Consider the following 17,106-nt stretch of genomic DNA (forward strand, 5'->3'; position numbering starts at 1 on the left):
GGGGATTAATATGGGAGAAGAGAGTTTGACTAAGTTATTTAGAATAGATTGTGGAGATATATACTTGCAAGAGTTTATGGTCAAAGATGCAGAGAGTATTTATAAAATAGCAAATCAACCGGAAATAGAAAAGTTTTTACCAGACTGGAAATCAACAAAAGAACAAAGGATGGATTGGATTGCAAATTATGAAATACCAGCAAATAAAGTATTTCTTGAGGCAGTGAAAACTACGAATAACATAGATAATCGTATGTTAAAGCTAGGAATATTTAAGAAAGCTACAAATGAATGCATTGGATGGTGCTGCACAGGCATGAAAGAAGAACTCCCTTCACCAAACAGAGAGATAATGTATGCTATCTCAAATGAACATCAAAATCATGGCTATGCTACAAAAGCGACTAAAGGTTTAATTGACTATTTGTTTAAAGAAACAAATTTAATTATCCTCAACGCAATTGCTTTAATTAACAATGCACCATCAAATAAAGTTATTAAAAAATGCGGGTTTACTTATTTGAGTGAACAGAAGATAGAAAATCAACTATATAATCATTATGTATTGAGTAAATCTGAATGGATAAAAAATATTTCTCTGTAAAAGGAATTAAAACGAAATCATAAAAAAGCTTAGAGCTAAAACTCTAAGCTTTTTTATATTCATTTTATCCCGCATTACCGGGCAGTAAAACCCCCACTGATTAAAGTTTCACTTTATACTTGCTGACATAAGAAAGGTACAATTGTAATGACTTCTTGAAGGAATTGCTTTTCAACAAAATAGGGAAATCAAGCTGTACATGGGATATCCAGTTGAAAATCATTTATGAAAAGGTGATTGGAATATTTTGTCGAATTTATGTATCAATGATAATACAAATTTCTTACTCAAATCATTCTACAAATCAATTACTTAAAAAATGGAAGGGAAAAGAAAAGTGGGCGGTATAAAGAAGCATTTAGTCTTAGTCAACAAAAATTGCTGGTAAGTCTATTAAAGAGCTACATATAAAACTTACGGTTGAGTGCTAGTAGGTAGATTAAATCTATAAGCCAGGAATTAGTTTAAATGAGGGAGGGGAACACATATTATAATTTGGTTTCGTCACTTGCCACAAATAAGTATGGATTTTTCAGAATGGACTCCTTTTATACAGAATAATTGGTACCGAAAACATTATATGAAGTTTGTATATTTACTTCAGATAATCATTTTTATAATACCTTATTTTTTTGAAACAGGTTTCACTCATATTAATATATTTTATCTTATCATAATAGGTATGTTAGTCTTCATCATTCACGAATGTCTACACATTTTAGTAATAAGTAAAAAAGGGGATATTAGCTTAACATTTAGTAAAAGATTTTTTTGGTTAAATACAAATGCAGTCTTACCCAAAACGAGATTTTGGGTCTTTATGAGCTTGCCTATAATTGTATTATCAGTAGTTCCTGCCATGATATCGTTCTTTGTATCAGGAAATATTAAATCAATTTTATTATTTATATGTTGGATAAACGCATTCATTTCCGCCTCAGATATTTACAATTCGTTTTTGATTGCAATGAAACCGAAGCACTCATTTTTTTGCAGAGGTTATTATAAAGTGAAATAGTATTTAATGGGTAACTCAAATATGCTTCAACTACATACAATAGTTAAAATATAATATTTGAAAGTAAAAAGACCGATAAAAAATCGGTCTTTTCTTATTAATAAAATAAAGATTAGAAAATAGCATTGTAATTCTAACCAATATGCAAATATTATAAGATAGATATGCTTTGTTTATAGATTTGAAAATAGGTTTGTTATCAGTTTTTTTAGAAATCTTACAAGCGTGTAAGATAAATGAAAGGTGAATCAATATGAGCTGTAAGACAATTCATTTACACTCTATAGTGAGCAGTGGAAATGAAGGGAGAATATAAATGGAAATTTTGCAGGCAAATAGTATTAGTAAAGTATATAAAGGGAAAATACCGTATAAAGCATTAGTAGATATTGATTTATCAATTCAAGAAGGTGAATTTGTAGGAATTATGGGCCCGTCAGGTAGTGGGAAAACAACGTTATTAAATATGGTATCTACTATTGATTCTCCATCATCGGGAGAAATATTTATTAATGGTACAAATCCTTTTCAATTATCATCAGAAGAATTAGCGTTATTCCGCAGAAAACAATTAGGATTTGTATTTCAATCATTTAATCTTCTTAGCACACTTACTGTAAAAGAAAACATCGTATTGCCGATGACTTTAGATGGTGTTTCCGTCCAAGAAATGAATAAACGAGTAGAAGAGATTGCAAAGAAGTTAAACATTACTGATATATTGAGTAAAAGAACGTTTGAAATATCAGGGGGACAAGCTCAAAGAACAGCAATCGCTCGTGCGATCGTTCATAAGCCGCAATTATTACTTGCAGATGAACCAACAGGGAACTTGGACTCTAAATCTTCAAATGATGTAATGGAGATGCTTGATACTCTAAATAAAGAAGAAAAAGCAACGATGATGTTAGTTACACATGATCCGTATGCAGCGAGCTTTTGCAGCCGAGTAATCTTTATTAAAGATGGTCAACTATATAACGAAATTTATTGTGGTGAAAGTAGGCAAACTTTTTATCAAAAGATTATGGATGTCCTTTCTTTGTTAGGAGGAAAAAGGCATGACTTTTCGTCAGTTCGCATTTAATAATATTTTTCGCAATAAGCGTACATATGCTGCCCATTTTTTAAGTAGTGCATTTTCTATTATGATTTTCTTTACGTATGCTCTTTTATTATTTCATCCTGATTTACAAGGTGAGTTGAAATCGACAAGTGCAACAATAAGTGCATTTGGTACATTGGGATTTTCAGTTTCGCAAGGATTGATTTTTGTATTTTCATTTTTCTTTATTTTATATTCAGTTAGTTCGTTTTTAAAGACGCGTAAGAAAGAATTTGGCATTTTAATGATGCAAGGTATGTCAATGAGACAGCTTAAGAAATTATTATTAATTGAAAATATGTTGATTGGACTTGGTTCAATTTGTATAGGGATTTTCATTGGACTCATATTTTCTAAACTAGTCTTATTGATAAGTGCAAGTGTATTAATGATTAATAATGGTTTACCTTTTTATATACCAGTCCGAGCTGTATTATTAACAGTTATTACATTTCTTTTCTTGTTTTTAATTGTTTCATTATTTACATTTAAAATGATAAAAGTAACGGAACTTGTGGAACTTATTCGAGCAGAGGAAAAGCCAAAACCTGAACCGAAATCTTCAGTTTTATTATCGATACTTTCTTTAATTAGTATAGGGTATGGATATTTTTCAGTATTTCGCTTTATACCAAGTACCAATTTTATTACGCTTGGAATAGGTGTGCTTCTAGTAATTATAGGAACGTACTTTTTATATACTCAGTGTAGCGTTTATATATTGCACCTTGCTAAAAGGAGAGAATCTTTCTTTTTAAAGAGAACAAATATATTAACATTTTCAGAATTAATTTACCGTATGAAAGATAATGCAACGATGTTTTTTATAGTATCTATTGTTTCAGCAGTTGCATTTACAGCAATTGGTACAACAGCCGCAATTGGAAATAGGGATTTGGTAAGGATGACAAATCCGTATACATTTTTGTATGGAAGTTTGGAAAATGACAAAGTATTGAATAAAAATCTTTCTATTATAAAAAAACACCTTTCTGATGCTAATATTCCGTATCGAATGGCTTCATCTTCATATATATACACAGAAAATAGCGTAAATGTAATGAAGTTAAGTGAATACAACGATCTTGCTAAAGCACTAGGCTATCAACAAGAAACCATTGAAAAAGAAGATGAAATTTTATTAATCCCTGGAGTTGTATCACAAAAACAAGAATTTAAAAATGGCGAGTATAAAAAGGATATAGAAGTCATTCAAGGTGATTGGACAAAGACATTTCATGTGAAAAAAGCTGTAGAAAATTTAGTTTTACCACATGATTCTAGAACTATTTATATCGCTGTTCAAGATCAAGTATATGATGGAATGCCTCTTACTAGTGACCCAGTTAATGAAGAAATTTCATATCGTACTTACGGATTTGTTGTAGATGATTGGATAAAAACGAAAGAGATTTCCAATCAATTAAAGAGTATATTTGATAAAGATCTTAGGGATAGAGATTTCTACTTTGAAGCTTTAACATTAAACTTGTTGGAAGCAAAGCAAAAGAATGGTTTATTACTTATGGTAAGTATTTTAGTCGGAATCGTCTTCTTTACATTCGCCGCTAGTTTTATTTATTTCCGATTATATACAGATTTAGATCGCGATCAACAGCAATATAAAATGATTTCGAAAATGGGATTAAGTAAAGGTGAGTTGAAAAAGGTTGTAACGAGGCAGTTATTATTAATGTTCTTTTTACCAATTGTCGTTGCAGTGATTCATACTGTAGTCGCTTATATGGCATTACAACAATTAGTCGACTTTTCTATCATAAATAGCTCTATCGCCATTTTAATTTCATTTATATGTATACAAGTTTTATACTTCTTTATCACTCGTTGGCGTTACCTACAAAAGCTTTATAAAACTATGGAACAGTAGAGAACATCAGCAAGTAACATTGCAGAAAAGCATGTAAAAAAACAATATGAGTTATGAAAGGAATTGTAATGAAAAAAACATTATCAATTTTCATATTATGTATATTAATTTTAATTAGTTTAAGTGCATGTGCTAAAAGTGAAGAATTATTTCCAGCTAACGGTGTATTAATCATTGGAGATGAGAATCATACTGGAGCAATTATGAATCGTTATAAGGAAAATACGAAAGAACATGAAATTTTCCCAGTGAAAACAGGGGAATTTGAAAAAGGAAAGGTATTAATATTAAATGAATCTACTGCACAAGCGATGATTAAAGCAAAGATTTTTCGTAAACGTGACCAAGGAGCCCTTTCCAAACTGGTAGATACGTTACCTAATTTTCCAAAAGAAAGCTCACTACTATATATAAATGAAGAAGAAAAGAATATTAAAAGTATTAAAATAGAAGGAAAAGAGATACCAGTTGCATATGATAGTGATGCTTGGCTTGGCAATAAACGTGACTATGGAGCACTATGGTATATCATTGTGGCGAAAAATAGTGTGTATAAAGAAATAAAAGCGAATGAAACGAATATGCAACTTCTACATTTAAAAAAGTCGTTAGGTGATGAAAAACCTAAAATGTCGACAGATAATACATTAATTAATGAAAAAGTAAAAGTAAGAAAGCTAATTGAAGGTTTTAAAGAGAAAGTATCAGTTCAGTTTGTAACGATCGGAGAAAAATCTTAAAAAAGAGTTCGAGGTTGATAGAAAGTTTATCAGCTTCGAACTCTTTTTAGTTTATAGACAAATCAATTATTATGCTTTACATTACTTCATTTAATCGAGTCTCGTTTGTTTCCTCAATCGCATTTGAATTTTGAACTGAATTATTTTGGGCTTCTTTTTCTTTACGAGCCTTTTGTAGCATTTCAAGGATGATCCATAAAGGAACACCTTTATCCTTTAACATCTTCCATAAATCTAATTCATTAAATTTATGCTCAGGCTGTTTCATTTCTTTTTCAGATGAACGAATATCAAACTTGATAGGATCATTTACTTTCTTACTTTCAAGTTTAGTAGAAGAGATAGTATTATGCTCAAGAGTAGATGGAGTTATTTTAGTAGGTTGAGATAATGTATGAATATTTGATCCGATTTGCATGTTTTTTCCTCCTTTTTGAAGCAATGAGATTAGTTTTCTTATGGTTTTTAAATCTTTTTAACATGAGGAAACTATATCTAATTATAAATTCAAATAAACAGATTTACAAGTTATATTGTAAAAAGTAAATGTTCACTTGAATTAATATTTATCAACATTTGTATGTGTTTTCTATATATACAACGTATATAAAATACTTTACATTATGTTTAAGTTGTTAAATTATTCTGTTAATTTTTCGAAAAGAAAAATGTAAACGTTTTATTAGGGGGAGAAAGTATGGGGAAGTTATTTTTAAAAATATGTTTTTTCGCATTAGTGACCGTATGTTCATTCGCAGCGAAAATATCATACGCTGAAGAAAGACAACAAAATAATTATCCTATCATATTGGTGAATGGATTTGCTGGATGGGGTAGGGAAGAAATGCTGGGCGTAAAATATTGGGGTGGTGTTCATGATATACAGGAAGATTTGAAACGAAATGGTTATATGGTACATACCGCAGCTGTTGGACCTGTTTCTAGTAACTGGGATCGTGCATGTGAATTGTATGCACAAATTAACGGTGGGACAGTAGACTATGGTGCCGTACATGCTGAGAAACATGGACATAATCGTTTTGGCAGAACTTATAGTGGTTTTGCACCGAATTGGACTGAAACAAATAAAGTTCATTTAGTTGGACATAGCATGGGTGGACAAACGATTAGAACATTAGTACAGCTATTAAAAGAAGGTAGTTTTGAAGAAAATAATTATGTGAAAAATCACCCAGACACCAAAATATCACCACTATTTGAAGGCGGAAAATCATATGTTCATAGTGTTACAACATTAGCAACCCCTCACAACGGTACAACACTTGCGGATGGGAGTCTTCTACTTCCGTTCGTTAAAGATTTACTCATTACAGCTGCAAGCTTTGGAGGGAACAATAATTTATCATTATATGATTTTAAATTGGATCAATGGGGTATAAAGAAGAATGCTGGAGAGTCCTTTTTCCAATATAGTAATCGTATTCTAAATAGTTCACTTTGGAAAAATACAAAAGATATAAGTCAGTGGGATTTAAGTACAGATGGTGCAAAGGAGTTAAATAATTGGGTAAAGACGCAACCAGATGTGTATTATTTATCCTATAGTGGACATGCATCACAAGCAGCACCTATAACAGGTTTACATTTGCCTCATATAACGATGAATAAAGTGTTAATGGGAAATGCATTTTTCTTAGGTTCTTATGCGAGATATGAAGAAAACCGTCCGCTAGTTGATACTTCTTGGTGGCAAAATGATGGTGTAGTAAATACAAATTCCATGATTGCACCATCTTCTAATGTTACTGTAAATAATAATGAGTCATTACAGATTGGAAAATGGAATCATATCGAAACGAAAGCGAATTGGGACCATCTCGACATGGTAGGGTTAAGTGTTTCAGACTCGTTAGGTTTTTCTAGCATTCAAGAGTTTTATAGAACAATTGCTAAAAAGCTATCACGTTTACCGAAATAGGTAATAATAAAGCGCTCTCGATGGAATTCGAGAGCGCTTTATATTATATTGAAAGAGGGGTTTGGTAGAAAAATATGGGGGGATATTATGAAAATTCAAGTTGTATTATCAGGATACGGAACAGTAGGCAGAGAGTTTATAAAATTATTAAATGAAAAATATTCATATATATATGAAACATATGGGATTCAATTAATTGTAAGCGGCGTATTAGGGAGAAATATTGCAATACATAATGAAGACGGCTTATCACTTCATCATTTATTAATGTATGGTGGCGGTACCGCTGCAATTGAAAAATATTTAGAATATCATCCGAAGGAACGTGCAATAACTAGCATAAGTGGTACTGTATTGGTAGAATCAACGGTTACAAATCTTAAAGATGGAAATCCAGGGAAACAATATATGAAACAAGCGATTGAGAAACAGATGGATATAGTAGCAATTTCTAAAGGTGCGCTCGTTACAAACTGGAGAGAAATAAATGAAGCAGCAAGAGGCGCAAATGTACGAATTCGATATAGCGGTGCAACAGCCGCTGCACTACCGACACTAGATATTGGACAATTTAGTTTAGCCGGTTGCAGTATTGATAAAATAGAAGGAATATTAAATGGAACAACTAATTATATTCTTACGAAAATGTATGAGGAAGATATGACATTTGAAGAAGCGCTGAAAGAAGCACAAAATAAAGGGATTGCTGAGACAAACCCTATATTAGATATAAGTGGTTCAGATAGTGCGTGTAAATTGTTACTTTTGACTAACAGCTTAATGGAAACAGAGAAAACACTTACTGATATACATATAAAAGGAATCGAGCACGTTACAAAACAGCAAATACAAAATGCTAAGAAACAACATAAAATTATTAAATTAATAGCATCAATATATAAGGATGAGGGTGGCAATGTGAATTTAAATGTTGAACCGTGCGAAATAGAAAAAGATCATCCGTTAGCAAAAGTAAATGGGACCGAAAAAGGAATTACGTTCTTTACAGATACGATGGGGCAAGTTACTACAATTGGCGGGGCTTCTAATCCACGAGGCGCTGCAGCTGCAGCTTTAAAAGATGTAATTAACTTATATCGAAAAGATTTGTAAGACCGTACCGCCCTTTATAAAAAATACATATGTCGTGGACCTTTTGAGAATGAAATAAATATGCAAAAATGATTGCAGGGGGTAAGGAATTGTTTAAGGATTTTAAAGTTGTTAAAGATCGTCCCGTTTATATTCAATTAAAAGACTATTTGAAAAAGATGATTATGAAAGGGCATTTGCTCGGGGATCAAAAAATCCCATCAACAAGGGAACTAAGTGAATTACTAAGTGTGAGTAGAAACACTGTACTCGCTGCTTATGCAGATTTAGAGCAAGAAGGACTCATTTATGCAGTTAAAGGAAAAGGGAACTTTGTTGCGAAGGTGGATATATCTAACACTTCGTCTGTTGAAATAGATTGGAAAAATAAACTTAATACAGTGACCGCATTAGCGGACGAATTAGATTTAATGAAACATGGTGTTCGTTGGGAAAAGGGAATGATTGTTTTTAATAGTATAGCCCCGGATGAGAAGCTATTTGATGTTGAAAATTTCAAAAGAGCTTTTCTTACTCGTATGTCCATTGAAGGGGACATCGTATTGAACTACGGATATGCAAAGGGATATAGACCGTTAATGAATTATTTACTTCATTACATGGAAATGAAAGGTGTAGACATTTCGAATAAAGATATTCTAATTACAAATGGATTTACAGAAGGATTGGATATTGTACTCTCTTCTTTATCAAAAAAATCCGGTCGTGTCATTTGTGAGAATCCAACTCACCATGCTGCACTTAAGCTTTTCCGTTTACATGGACTTGAAGTTCATGGGATTGATATGCATGAGGATGGTATTGATACGAATGAAGTTGAAAAAAGTTTGCGTGAAAAAGATTTTGATTTTGCTTATTTAATTCCTTCTTATCATAATCCAACCGGTATTGTTACGAGTTCAGAGAAAAGAACGGAATTGATGCGGTTATTCTCAAAATACAAGGTTCCTATTATAGAGGACGGATTTAATGAAGAATTACGTTATTCAGGTTCACATTTAGCTCCATTATTAACTTTTGCGGGAGCTGGCAATAATGTGATTTATATTAGTAGCTTTTCAAAGGTGCTTTTCCCTGGTTTACGTGTAGGCTGGATTATTGCAGATAAAGAGCTGATTCATTATTTAGAAAGCGTAAAAAGAGCAAGAACGATTCACACATCTACGCTAGATCAAGCTGTTCTGTTTCAATATTTACATGAGGGATATTTTGAAAAATATTTAAAAAAGGCAAGATCTGTTTATAAGAAAAAATATGAGTTAGCTGTCGGGGCATGTAACCAGTACATTCCTTTTAAAAGAATGACTGGAGATGGTGGACTTCATTTATTTATAGAGCTAGAAGAGCATATGAATGCCCGCACACTTTTACAAAAGTGTTATGAGAAAAGCGTTACGTTTTCACCTGGAGATGTTTTTTACTCTGATGGAGAAGGAGCAAACACTTTCCGATTAGGGTTTTCGCGCTTGAAAGAAGAAGAAATAGTTCGGGGAATTAAAATAATTGGTGATACATTAAAAAATGAAATTTGGAGTTGAGAAAATGAAAATCGGTGTTATTATGGGCGGGGTATCGTCTGAAAAACAAGTTTCAATTATGACGGGGAATGAAATGATTGCTCATTTAGATAAAAATAAGTATGAAATAGTTCCAATTACATTAAACGAAAAAATGGATTTAATTGAAAAAGCGAAAGACATTGACTTTGCATTGCTCGCATTACACGGAAAATACGGAGAAGATGGGACAGTTCAAGGAACACTGGAGAGTTTAGGGATTCCTTATAGCGGAAGTAATATGTTATCTAGCAGTATATGTATGGATAAAAATATTTCGAAAAAGATTTTACGTTATGAAGGTGTAGAAACACCAGATTGGATTGAACTTACAAAAATGGAGGATCTAAATCTTGATGAGTTAGATAAGTTAGGATTTCCATTAGTGGTAAAACCAAACTCTGGCGGATCGAGTGTCGGGGTGAAAATCGTTTACAATAAAAATGAATTGATCTCAATGCTAGAAACTGTATTCGAATGGGATTCTGAAGTAGTAATTGAGAAGTATATAAAAGGTGATGAAATTACATGTTCTATTCTGGATGGAAAACAGTTACCTATAGTTTCAATTCGACATGCAGCCGAGTTCTTTGATTACAATGCAAAATATGATGATACTAGTACAGTTGAGGAAGTTATCGAACTTCCAGCAGAAATTAATGAACGTGTAAATAAAGCTTCACTGACTTGTTATAAAGCATTAAAATGTAGTGTTTATGCAAGAGTTGATATGATGGTGAAGGACGGAATTCCATATGTAATGGAAATTAATACATTACCAGGGATGACACAATCAAGCCTATTTCCCAAAAGTGCAGAAGCAGCGGGAATTAGTTATAGCAAACTATTAGATATAATTATTGAAACATCATTAAAAGTTAGAAATGAAGAAGGGTTTTAAGGAGATTATATAACTAATTCTTTTGACAGTTTCACGAAGTATGCTATGATGAATACATTATAAAAACAAAATATTTATCCACTAGGGGAGCCTTTTATAGGCTGAGATCAAATGTGATTTTGAGACTCTTAGTACCTGATCTGGTTAATGCCAGCGTAGGGAAGTGGGAAAGACGTTGCTATTTAATGAGTAAATAAATACTGTCAATTTCACTTTCTTTACGCCTGTAAAGAAAGTTTTTTTATTTTACAGCTTTAATAATTGTGGATAAATACTTATATTTTATACATTATTGGAGGGATTTAAATGACTTTTTCACAATCATTACGTAAAGAAGTAGATTCAATTTGGGAAGCGAGTTTTAACCATCCTTTTGTAAAAAAACTTGGTGAAGGAACATTAGATTTAGCTAGTTTTCGCTATTATGTGCTTCAAGATTCATATTATTTGAGTCATTTTGCTAGAGTACAAACTTTAGGAGCTGCAAAAGCTCTTGAATTAGAGACGACAGCTCGTATGGCACATCATGCTCAAAATACATATGAGGCCGAGTTATCTTTACATGAGAATTTTGCTAAAAAGCTAGGGATAACAAAAGAAGAAAAAGATAATTTTATTCCTGCGCCAACTGCATATGCGTATACTTCACATATGTATCGTGCTGCGTATGAAGGGCATTTAGGAGATATCATTGCAGTAATTTTACCTTGCTATTGGTTGTATTATGAAATTGGCGAACGCTTAAAAGAGTGCCAGCCGGAAGAGCCAATTTATAACGAATGGATTTCTGCTTATGGATCTGATTGGTTCCGTACGCTAGTTGAAGAACAAATTACACGTTTAGATACTATCGCTGAAAAAGTAACAGAGGCAGACCGCAAACGTATGAAACAGCATTTTATTATTAGCAGTCAATATGAATATTCATTTTGGGAAATGGCTTATACATTAGAAAAGTGGCCAGTGGATACAGACGTAAAAGACGTAATTGAATAAAGAATAGAAGTAATGTTATAGATAGGTATGGATCATACCTATCTATATATTTTTTCTTGTCAAATTCGCGTAAAGTCATTAGTGCTACGGATATGGCGAAATAGAATATCGATAATTTAGCTTATTTACTTGTCTACGCATTAACTGGATAAACTTCTGTCACATTTATTTTACAATCAAAGAACGTAAATGTTGGTGGTATGAAGTTAAATAAGAAAAGAAACCCGAGCTGTTAGCTGTAACGGAGTTGTTTTTTCTTTGCAGGAATTTCTAAATTATCATGGAGTGTGGTTAATACGATATGCAAATATGCATATCGTATTTTTTTGAGTTCTTTATGTGTTAAAATTAGATATAAAGATATGGAAATATAAAGAAGCAAAAGCAGGAATATCCAATGAATTTTGAGAGGTGTTATATGTTTACAAATAAGAAATTAATTCGATTTGGTTTATCGTTGTTTGTATTTTTAGGGATAATTAATTTCACAATCAGCTATTTCCAAACATATCTTGAAACGGCAGCAGATATTAAATGGGTAATTCCAGAAATTTGGAAAACTATTTTGCTAGATGTTCCTCAAGGTATACTTGTTCTTTTAGGCGCAATTGCTTTATATGATTTCACAAAAGAGGCATCACAAAAAGACGCATCAATCTAAGTGTGTCTTTTTTCTATTAGGAATTTCATAGAGAGTTTTGCTGGAGAAATAGAATGAAAAGCCCTAATAAGGGCTTTTTTCTTTGTAGGAATTTCTTATCTGTCATAGAAACCGGTTACTTGGAGGTGTTATAGTGAAAGGCATTTACAGTACAGAAAAATCTAAGCGGCAGACGGAAATATATAGGATATGACAACATAATTATTGAGAAATTAATTGAATTTAGTAGGTATGAAGATATGAGGCTAGAATTCATATTTTTTAATTTTTATTTATCCCGCATTAACGGGCTGTTCGTAAAAGCCTGATTGGTGAGGGCTAATAATCAGCGGGGGATGAACTCCCCCCCACTGATTAAAGTTTCATTTTATAAAAATGAGCCCATAGCAAAAATAGGTATATGAACAAGGTGCATCATTTAGTGATAAGTCATACTTTGTTGGTGTACGTATTGAACTTAGTTTATAGCACTATTTTTACTTAGATGTAACGAACAGAAATATAGGGAAGCATCAATGAGGTTGTATTTTATAAACGGAGGTTATGAAAATGAATCAGTTTCAACAAGAACTACAAGCGTTAAGTCTTAATGATTACCGGTCTGGAAATATTGTCTATTGGGACCAGCAAAACCAATATCCATATTACTATATTGAAGATGCTGCTCGTCGCTGTGGCGGTTGTGGTCGTTGTGGTGGTTGTGGTGGAGGTCGTTGTGGCGGATTCCGTTGTGGTGGATTCCGTTGTATTGGTTGCTTCGGTTGTTTTGGTTGCGGAGGTTGTGGAGGTTGTGGTGGTTGCTCTAACTGTTTTGATGGTTTTAGTGGTACTACTGATACTATTATAACGTATGAATATTGATTGCATTTATCCTGCTATTTGCAGGGCAGTAAGACCCTAAAAAAATTCAGCGGGAGCAAAGAGAAGTTAGATGGCGGACTACCCATAAAAGCCCAATTGGTGAGGGCTAATTAAAGTTTCACCTTATCAATTAAAAAACATTAGTTTTATATATGTACGTGCCGACAAAGAATATAGCCATTATTAATGGATATATTCAATCATTCAAGTGAAAGAGTAACAATAAGATATATAGGTGTAATCAAGAGGTGATGGATAAAGCAATGACTAGATTTAAAATCTAATCATTGCTTTTTTCTTATGGTTTTATCATCAAATATCTGTCTGGTTTAGGGATTGATTTCTTCTAGCTAATGAATTTATTACAACTTTGTAAGGTTAATGTAATGTTAATCGATAGTAAATGAAGATGCTTGAGTGTAATTTAAATAAGATTAAAAAGTACTGTTTATCTATAAAATAATCGGGTAAATAATATGTAATTAGGAAGTGTATGAATATGATTGAACTAAAATCTATTATCCATTCGTATAAACTAAAGAGAAAAATAGCTAAAGATTTATACGGAAAAAGAGATGAATTGACACTGTTATTAAATGAATTTAATAAAATGAAATGTACAGTAACATCTGAAAAGAAGAAAAACAATATATTATCTCGTTTGCAACTAATTTATCAAAATATGAAATTAGATAAGCAGTATCCTCTATCAGTTGCTTTTGATAGTAAATTATTGGAGCGATTAGAAAAAGAACCTCTACATACTATTGAGGATGGTGTAACATGTTTACATCTAATGTTAGATGTGAATTATGAGAAAATAAAACAATATGGTTCGAGTACAAGTAGGTCATTTGTTCCATTATCGCAGTCTTCTATTTGTCTTGCTGATTGTATTTGTTTAACAGGAGTTGTAGTAGGTTTACTAGGAGCAATTTCATTTGGGGGATTACTGTTATCTATATGTTCAATTACATAAAGGTTGATATTTGTAAAAAGGGCACCGAATTAAGGTGTTCTTTTTTGGTTTTTTTGTAAAGATATTGTAAATGATAAGTACAATGCATTAAGTGTAATGTATAATTCGAATGTATCGAAATTAAAATATAATAGAGGTGTTATACATGATAATTACTTTGAATTTTTAAAAGAGTCGGTTTGATAATAATTTATGTAGATAAACAGTTTTTACGTTTCTTTTAAATACTTGGTTTAAATGGATGAGATTAAGTAACTATTGTTCTAGCTTTTTGATAATCAAGACAACTGAAGAAAGGAAGGAATCATTTTATGAAAAAATTAAGGCTGCTAACATTTGAAAATATAGTAGAACCCCTTTTAAATGAAAAGGTATCATTTATATACTTTCCTATTGAATGGCTGGACATCGTAGAGATACATTATAAGACATTTTTATTAACGAGTAAGTTGAAACGTTTGAATGAAAGATTGTATGATATGTTTTCGGATATATTGTTTATTCAGCATAACCCGTACGTATTAAATGAAAATACACCATGGATTGTATCGAAAGAACCTATTAGACAAGAGCAGCTCGATTATATTTTTCAAAGTTGGTATGAGATTATTCATGATTGGAAACCAAATAGATTAGTAGAACCACCAAAATATGAATGGCAATCCGATTTGATTTCTAATTTGCCAGTACTACATGATAATGAAACGTATTCTAAGTGGGTGCCCGCTTTAATCTCACATATTTTTTGTGAGCGTCCTATATATTTAGAAAATACAAATGAAGAAGAAATCTATTTTTCCCCTCTTAGATCACAAAATATTTGTGAGGCGATGTCAGGGCCGATAAAAGATGAAAAAACACAAGATTTTTTCTCCTATGTATATCGATTCGAATGCATAACCCGCGGTGGTGAGAACGCTCCATTATTAAATATTTCAATAGGGATTCGGAGATTTTATCAAGAATATAAGATGATAGGTTAAACAAGCCCTGATATAACAACGTTTGTTTGACCTGTTTTTATGAATTGCAAACATTTTGCAAACATACGTTATCCAAAGATGCTTTTACCAAAGTTTTTAACGGCTTCTTCTTGCATATTCGGTAAAACATGAGAATAGACACTTAATGTCATTGAAATATCTGTATGACCTAATCTCTCACTGATGATTTTAGGGTTAACTCCTTGTTTCAATAGTATAGTTGCGTGTGTATGTCTTAAATCATGGAATTTAATTTCTTTTATACCTACTTTGTGTGTCGCCCTAATGAAACTTTTTCTGAAAGGTGCTCTTTTTATGATTCTTCCAAACTCATTACAATTTATTAAATCTTGATCTAGATAAGCAGAACCAAACCTTAATTTCTCTTTATTAATTAAAATTTTATGTTTTTTTAAGGCGGCTATTGTTTCATTAGGTACAGGAATTGTGCGTTTTGAAGAATTTGTTTTTGCAGTTTTTTTGATCTTATTGTCATGACCAGATGTTTGATTTATTGTAACGGTATGTTTTTCAAAATCAACATCCTGCCATCGTAAACCTAAAACTTCTCCCAGACGCATACCTGTAGTTATTGCAAGTAGATACCCAATGTGATATCGTGATTCTTGTGAATGAGCTAAAAACTTTTTTACTTCTTCCTCTGTCCAAGTCTGGATAGGGGTTTTTTCTTTTTTAGGTATCTCAGCAAAATCTGCTGGATTTCGAGACATAATATTTTGTTTTACGGCTAGGTTTAAAGCGCTTTTTAAAATTCTATGCATAAGCAGAATAGAATTGCTTGCAATCCCTTTATCTATCGTAGTCTTATAGCATTTTTGAATGTGCATAACATTTAATTTATGAAGCGCGACCATTCCTATACTAGGTATAACATGTTGGTTGATAAATGCCCTATAGCCAGCAAAGGTGCTCTTTTCTATGCTCATACTTTTAATTTCTAGCCAATGATTTAGATAATCCTTTAACGTAACTTTAGATGGTTCTATAAAAGTTCCTTCATTCAACTCTGTAATCTTCTTTGCCACATCGGCTTGTGCTTCCTTTTTTGTCTTATATCCAGAAAACCACTTCTGTCTTCTTTTTCCTGTCTCTGGATCAGGGCCGATATCTATAACAATGCAATATTTATTTCCTCTTTTTCGAATATGTCCTTTCACTTAAAACACTCCTTCATTTATTTTGAGTCATGTGGTATAAGTCTAGTTTTAATTTTGCTGCTATGAAAATTACATAGTTGGACATATCAGCGATGGATATATTTTACCATATATGAACAGAATTGATTATTTAATATATTGGTTGTTTTTTACAAAAGTTAATTTTATAAAATAATTTTGTATATTTAAGGAAATATTTTTATTTAAAATATTTTATTTGGAATAGTACATCTTGTATATATCATATTTTGTACAATTAATATTTTCTTAATTAAGAAATGATTTTTATTTGGAGTGAGATATATGGAGAGGAAAAAGAAATGGGAAGGATTAAACTCTAAAAATCTATCTGCAAGTTCACTGGATTCGAGTTTAATAGGACCGACATTGCCACCGATTTCCTCATTTACTCTACCAACGGGAGCAAGTGGAGCAACAGGTCCGACAGGCCCAACGGGAGTAACCGGAATAACAGGCCCAACAGGTCCAACGGGAGTAACCGGAATAACAGGCCCAACAGGTCCAACGGGGGTAACTGGGGTAACTGGAATAACAGGCCCAACAGGTCCAACGGGGGTAACTGG

At 32.2% G+C, this 17,106-nt stretch carries 17 protein-coding genes, 1 pseudogene and 1 riboswitch; of the genes and pseudogenes, 16 read left to right on the forward strand and 2 right to left on the reverse strand.

From position 1 onward, the window contains the following. Positions 1-10 precede the first annotated feature (10 nt). The 5 genes from ATL10_RS08355 to ATL10_RS08375 all read left to right on the forward strand — a co-directional run bounded on the left by ATL10_RS08355 (position 11) and on the right by ATL10_RS08375 (position 5,355). Positions 11-604: a GNAT family N-acetyltransferase gene (locus ATL10_RS08355; protein ID WP_090976690.1), complete on the forward strand. Its 594-nt coding sequence runs from the start codon at positions 11-13 to the stop codon at positions 602-604. A gap of 523 nt (positions 605-1,127) precedes the next feature. Next, complete coding sequence (locus tag ATL10_RS08360; RefSeq protein ID WP_080126419.1) at positions 1,128-1,622, forward strand: DUF3267 domain-containing protein; 495 nt, start codon at positions 1,128-1,130, stop codon at positions 1,620-1,622. Between the two features lie 316 nt (positions 1,623-1,938). After that, positions 1,939-2,709 (forward strand): ABC transporter ATP-binding protein, encoded by a 771-nt coding sequence (locus ATL10_RS08365; RefSeq protein ID WP_090976692.1) that lies wholly within the window; start codon positions 1,939-1,941, stop codon positions 2,707-2,709. Continuing rightward, on the forward strand, positions 2,684-4,615 hold the full coding sequence (locus ATL10_RS08370; RefSeq protein ID WP_000144151.1) for an ABC transporter permease: 1,932 nt from the start codon (positions 2,684-2,686) through the stop codon (positions 4,613-4,615). The genes ATL10_RS08365 and ATL10_RS08370 overlap by 26 nt, the downstream gene beginning before the upstream one ends. A 68-nt stretch (positions 4,616-4,683) precedes the next feature. Next, positions 4,684-5,355 (forward strand): lipoprotein BA_5634 family protein, encoded by a 672-nt coding sequence (locus ATL10_RS08375; RefSeq protein ID WP_002094033.1) that lies wholly within the window; start codon positions 4,684-4,686, stop codon positions 5,353-5,355. A 76-nt stretch (positions 5,356-5,431) separates the two neighbouring features. Here ATL10_RS08375 and ATL10_RS08380 read toward each other — a convergent pair whose 3' ends face one another. After that, on the reverse strand, positions 5,432-5,773 hold the full coding sequence (locus tag ATL10_RS08380) for a DUF3914 domain-containing protein (RefSeq protein WP_001165517.1): 342 nt from the start codon (positions 5,771-5,773) through the stop codon (positions 5,432-5,434). Positions 5,774-6,052: 279 nt separating this feature from the next. Between ATL10_RS08380 and ATL10_RS08385 the strand changes: the two genes are divergently transcribed. The 10 genes and pseudogenes from ATL10_RS08385 to ATL10_RS08435 all read left to right on the forward strand — a co-directional run bounded on the left by ATL10_RS08385 (position 6,053) and on the right by ATL10_RS08435 (position 15,344). Further along, complete coding sequence (locus tag ATL10_RS08385) at positions 6,053-7,294, forward strand: esterase/lipase family protein (protein ID WP_090976694.1); 1,242 nt, start codon at positions 6,053-6,055, stop codon at positions 7,292-7,294. Positions 7,295-7,381: 87 nt separating this feature from the next. Beyond that, positions 7,382-8,407, forward strand: a complete 1,026-nt coding sequence (locus ATL10_RS08390; RefSeq protein ID WP_110496722.1) for a homoserine dehydrogenase — start codon at positions 7,382-7,384, stop codon at positions 8,405-8,407. An 89-nt stretch (positions 8,408-8,496) separates the two neighbouring features. Then, positions 8,497-9,945 carry a MocR-like pyridoxine biosynthesis transcription factor PdxR gene (pdxR, locus tag ATL10_RS08395; protein ID WP_098256470.1) on the forward strand — a complete coding sequence of 483 codons (1,449 nt, stop codon included), beginning with the start codon at positions 8,497-8,499 and terminating at the stop codon, positions 9,943-9,945. A 4-nt stretch (positions 9,946-9,949) separates the two neighbouring features. Continuing rightward, positions 9,950-10,864 carry a D-alanine--D-alanine ligase gene (locus ATL10_RS08400; RefSeq protein WP_110496817.1) on the forward strand — a complete coding sequence of 305 codons (915 nt, stop codon included), beginning with the start codon at positions 9,950-9,952 and terminating at the stop codon, positions 10,862-10,864. Between the two features lie 73 nt (positions 10,865-10,937). Beyond that, a riboswitch (TPP riboswitch) is annotated at positions 10,938-11,043 on the forward strand. A gap of 127 nt (positions 11,044-11,170) precedes the next feature. Beyond that, on the forward strand, positions 11,171-11,860 hold the full coding sequence (tenA, locus tag ATL10_RS08405) for a thiaminase II (RefSeq protein WP_098235239.1): 690 nt from the start codon (positions 11,171-11,173) through the stop codon (positions 11,858-11,860). 397 nt (positions 11,861-12,257) lie between these two features. Further along, positions 12,258-12,521, forward strand: a complete 264-nt coding sequence (locus tag ATL10_RS08415) for a DUF3937 domain-containing protein (RefSeq protein ID WP_002082716.1) — start codon at positions 12,258-12,260, stop codon at positions 12,519-12,521. 549 nt (positions 12,522-13,070) lie between these two features. Next, positions 13,071-13,382 carry a heterocycloanthracin/sonorensin family bacteriocin gene (locus ATL10_RS08420; RefSeq protein WP_141549902.1) on the forward strand — a complete coding sequence of 104 codons (312 nt, stop codon included), beginning with the start codon at positions 13,071-13,073 and terminating at the stop codon, positions 13,380-13,382. Between the two features lie 152 nt (positions 13,383-13,534). After that, positions 13,535-13,666, forward strand: a pseudogene (locus tag ATL10_RS08425) (site-specific integrase); the annotation flags it as partial. Between the two features lie 209 nt (positions 13,667-13,875). Beyond that, a complete protein-coding gene (locus ATL10_RS08430; RefSeq protein WP_002041181.1) occupies positions 13,876-14,361 on the forward strand; it encodes a hypothetical protein in 486 nt (161 codons plus the stop codon). A gap of 311 nt (positions 14,362-14,672) precedes the next feature. Next, positions 14,673-15,344 (forward strand): pPIWI_RE module domain-containing protein, encoded by a 672-nt coding sequence (locus tag ATL10_RS08435; RefSeq protein ID WP_000736204.1) that lies wholly within the window; start codon positions 14,673-14,675, stop codon positions 15,342-15,344. Positions 15,345-15,412: 68 nt separating this feature from the next. On the opposite strand, the gene ATL10_RS08440 is transcribed toward ATL10_RS08435, so the two are convergent. After that, on the reverse strand, positions 15,413-16,522 hold the full coding sequence (locus ATL10_RS08440) for a site-specific integrase (RefSeq protein WP_098283028.1): 1,110 nt from the start codon (positions 16,520-16,522) through the stop codon (positions 15,413-15,415). A gap of 303 nt (positions 16,523-16,825) precedes the next feature. Between ATL10_RS08440 and ATL10_RS08445 the strand changes: the two genes are divergently transcribed. Next, positions 16,826-17,106: exosporium leader peptide-containing protein (locus tag ATL10_RS08445; protein ID WP_142669946.1), on the forward strand; the 281-nt coding region annotated here is incomplete at its 3' end.

Origin of the sequence: Bacillus sp. 196mf (assembly GCF_003217275.1) — a bacterium.
GTDB classification, from domain to species: Bacteria; Bacillota; Bacilli; order Bacillales; family Bacillaceae_G; genus Bacillus_A; species Bacillus_A thuringiensis_S.

What these genes read in the sequence shown, in the direction of transcription:
- ATL10_RS08355 (WP_090976690.1), top strand. Translation starts at nt 11, where the DNA reads ATGGGAGAAGAGAGTTTGACTAAGTTATTTAGAATAGATTGTGGAGAT.
- ATL10_RS08360 (WP_080126419.1), top strand. Translation starts at nt 1,128, where the DNA reads ATGGATTTTTCAGAATGGACTCCTTTTATACAGAATAATTGGTACCGA.
- ATL10_RS08365 (WP_090976692.1), top strand. Translation starts at nt 1,939, where the DNA reads ATGGAAATTTTGCAGGCAAATAGTATTAGTAAAGTATATAAAGGGAAA.
- ATL10_RS08370 (WP_000144151.1), top strand. Translation starts at nt 2,684, where the DNA reads ATGACTTTTCGTCAGTTCGCATTTAATAATATTTTTCGCAATAAGCGT.
- ATL10_RS08375 (WP_002094033.1), top strand. Translation starts at nt 4,684, where the DNA reads ATGAAAAAAACATTATCAATTTTCATATTATGTATATTAATTTTAATT.
- ATL10_RS08380 (WP_001165517.1), bottom strand. Translation starts at nt 5,773, where the DNA reads ATGCAAATCGGATCAAATATTCATACATTATCTCAACCTACTAAAATA.
- ATL10_RS08385 (WP_090976694.1), top strand. Translation starts at nt 6,053, where the DNA reads ATGGGGAAGTTATTTTTAAAAATATGTTTTTTCGCATTAGTGACCGTA.
- ATL10_RS08390 (WP_110496722.1), top strand. Translation starts at nt 7,382, where the DNA reads ATGAAAATTCAAGTTGTATTATCAGGATACGGAACAGTAGGCAGAGAG.
- ATL10_RS08400 (WP_110496817.1), top strand. Translation starts at nt 9,950, where the DNA reads ATGAAAATCGGTGTTATTATGGGCGGGGTATCGTCTGAAAAACAAGTT.
- tenA (WP_098235239.1), top strand. Translation starts at nt 11,171, where the DNA reads ATGACTTTTTCACAATCATTACGTAAAGAAGTAGATTCAATTTGGGAA.
- ATL10_RS08415 (WP_002082716.1), top strand. Translation starts at nt 12,258, where the DNA reads ATGAATTTTGAGAGGTGTTATATGTTTACAAATAAGAAATTAATTCGA.
- ATL10_RS08420 (WP_141549902.1), top strand. Translation starts at nt 13,071, where the DNA reads ATGAATCAGTTTCAACAAGAACTACAAGCGTTAAGTCTTAATGATTAC.
- ATL10_RS08430 (WP_002041181.1), top strand. Translation starts at nt 13,876, where the DNA reads ATGAATATGATTGAACTAAAATCTATTATCCATTCGTATAAACTAAAG.
- ATL10_RS08435 (WP_000736204.1), top strand. Translation starts at nt 14,673, where the DNA reads ATGAAAAAATTAAGGCTGCTAACATTTGAAAATATAGTAGAACCCCTT.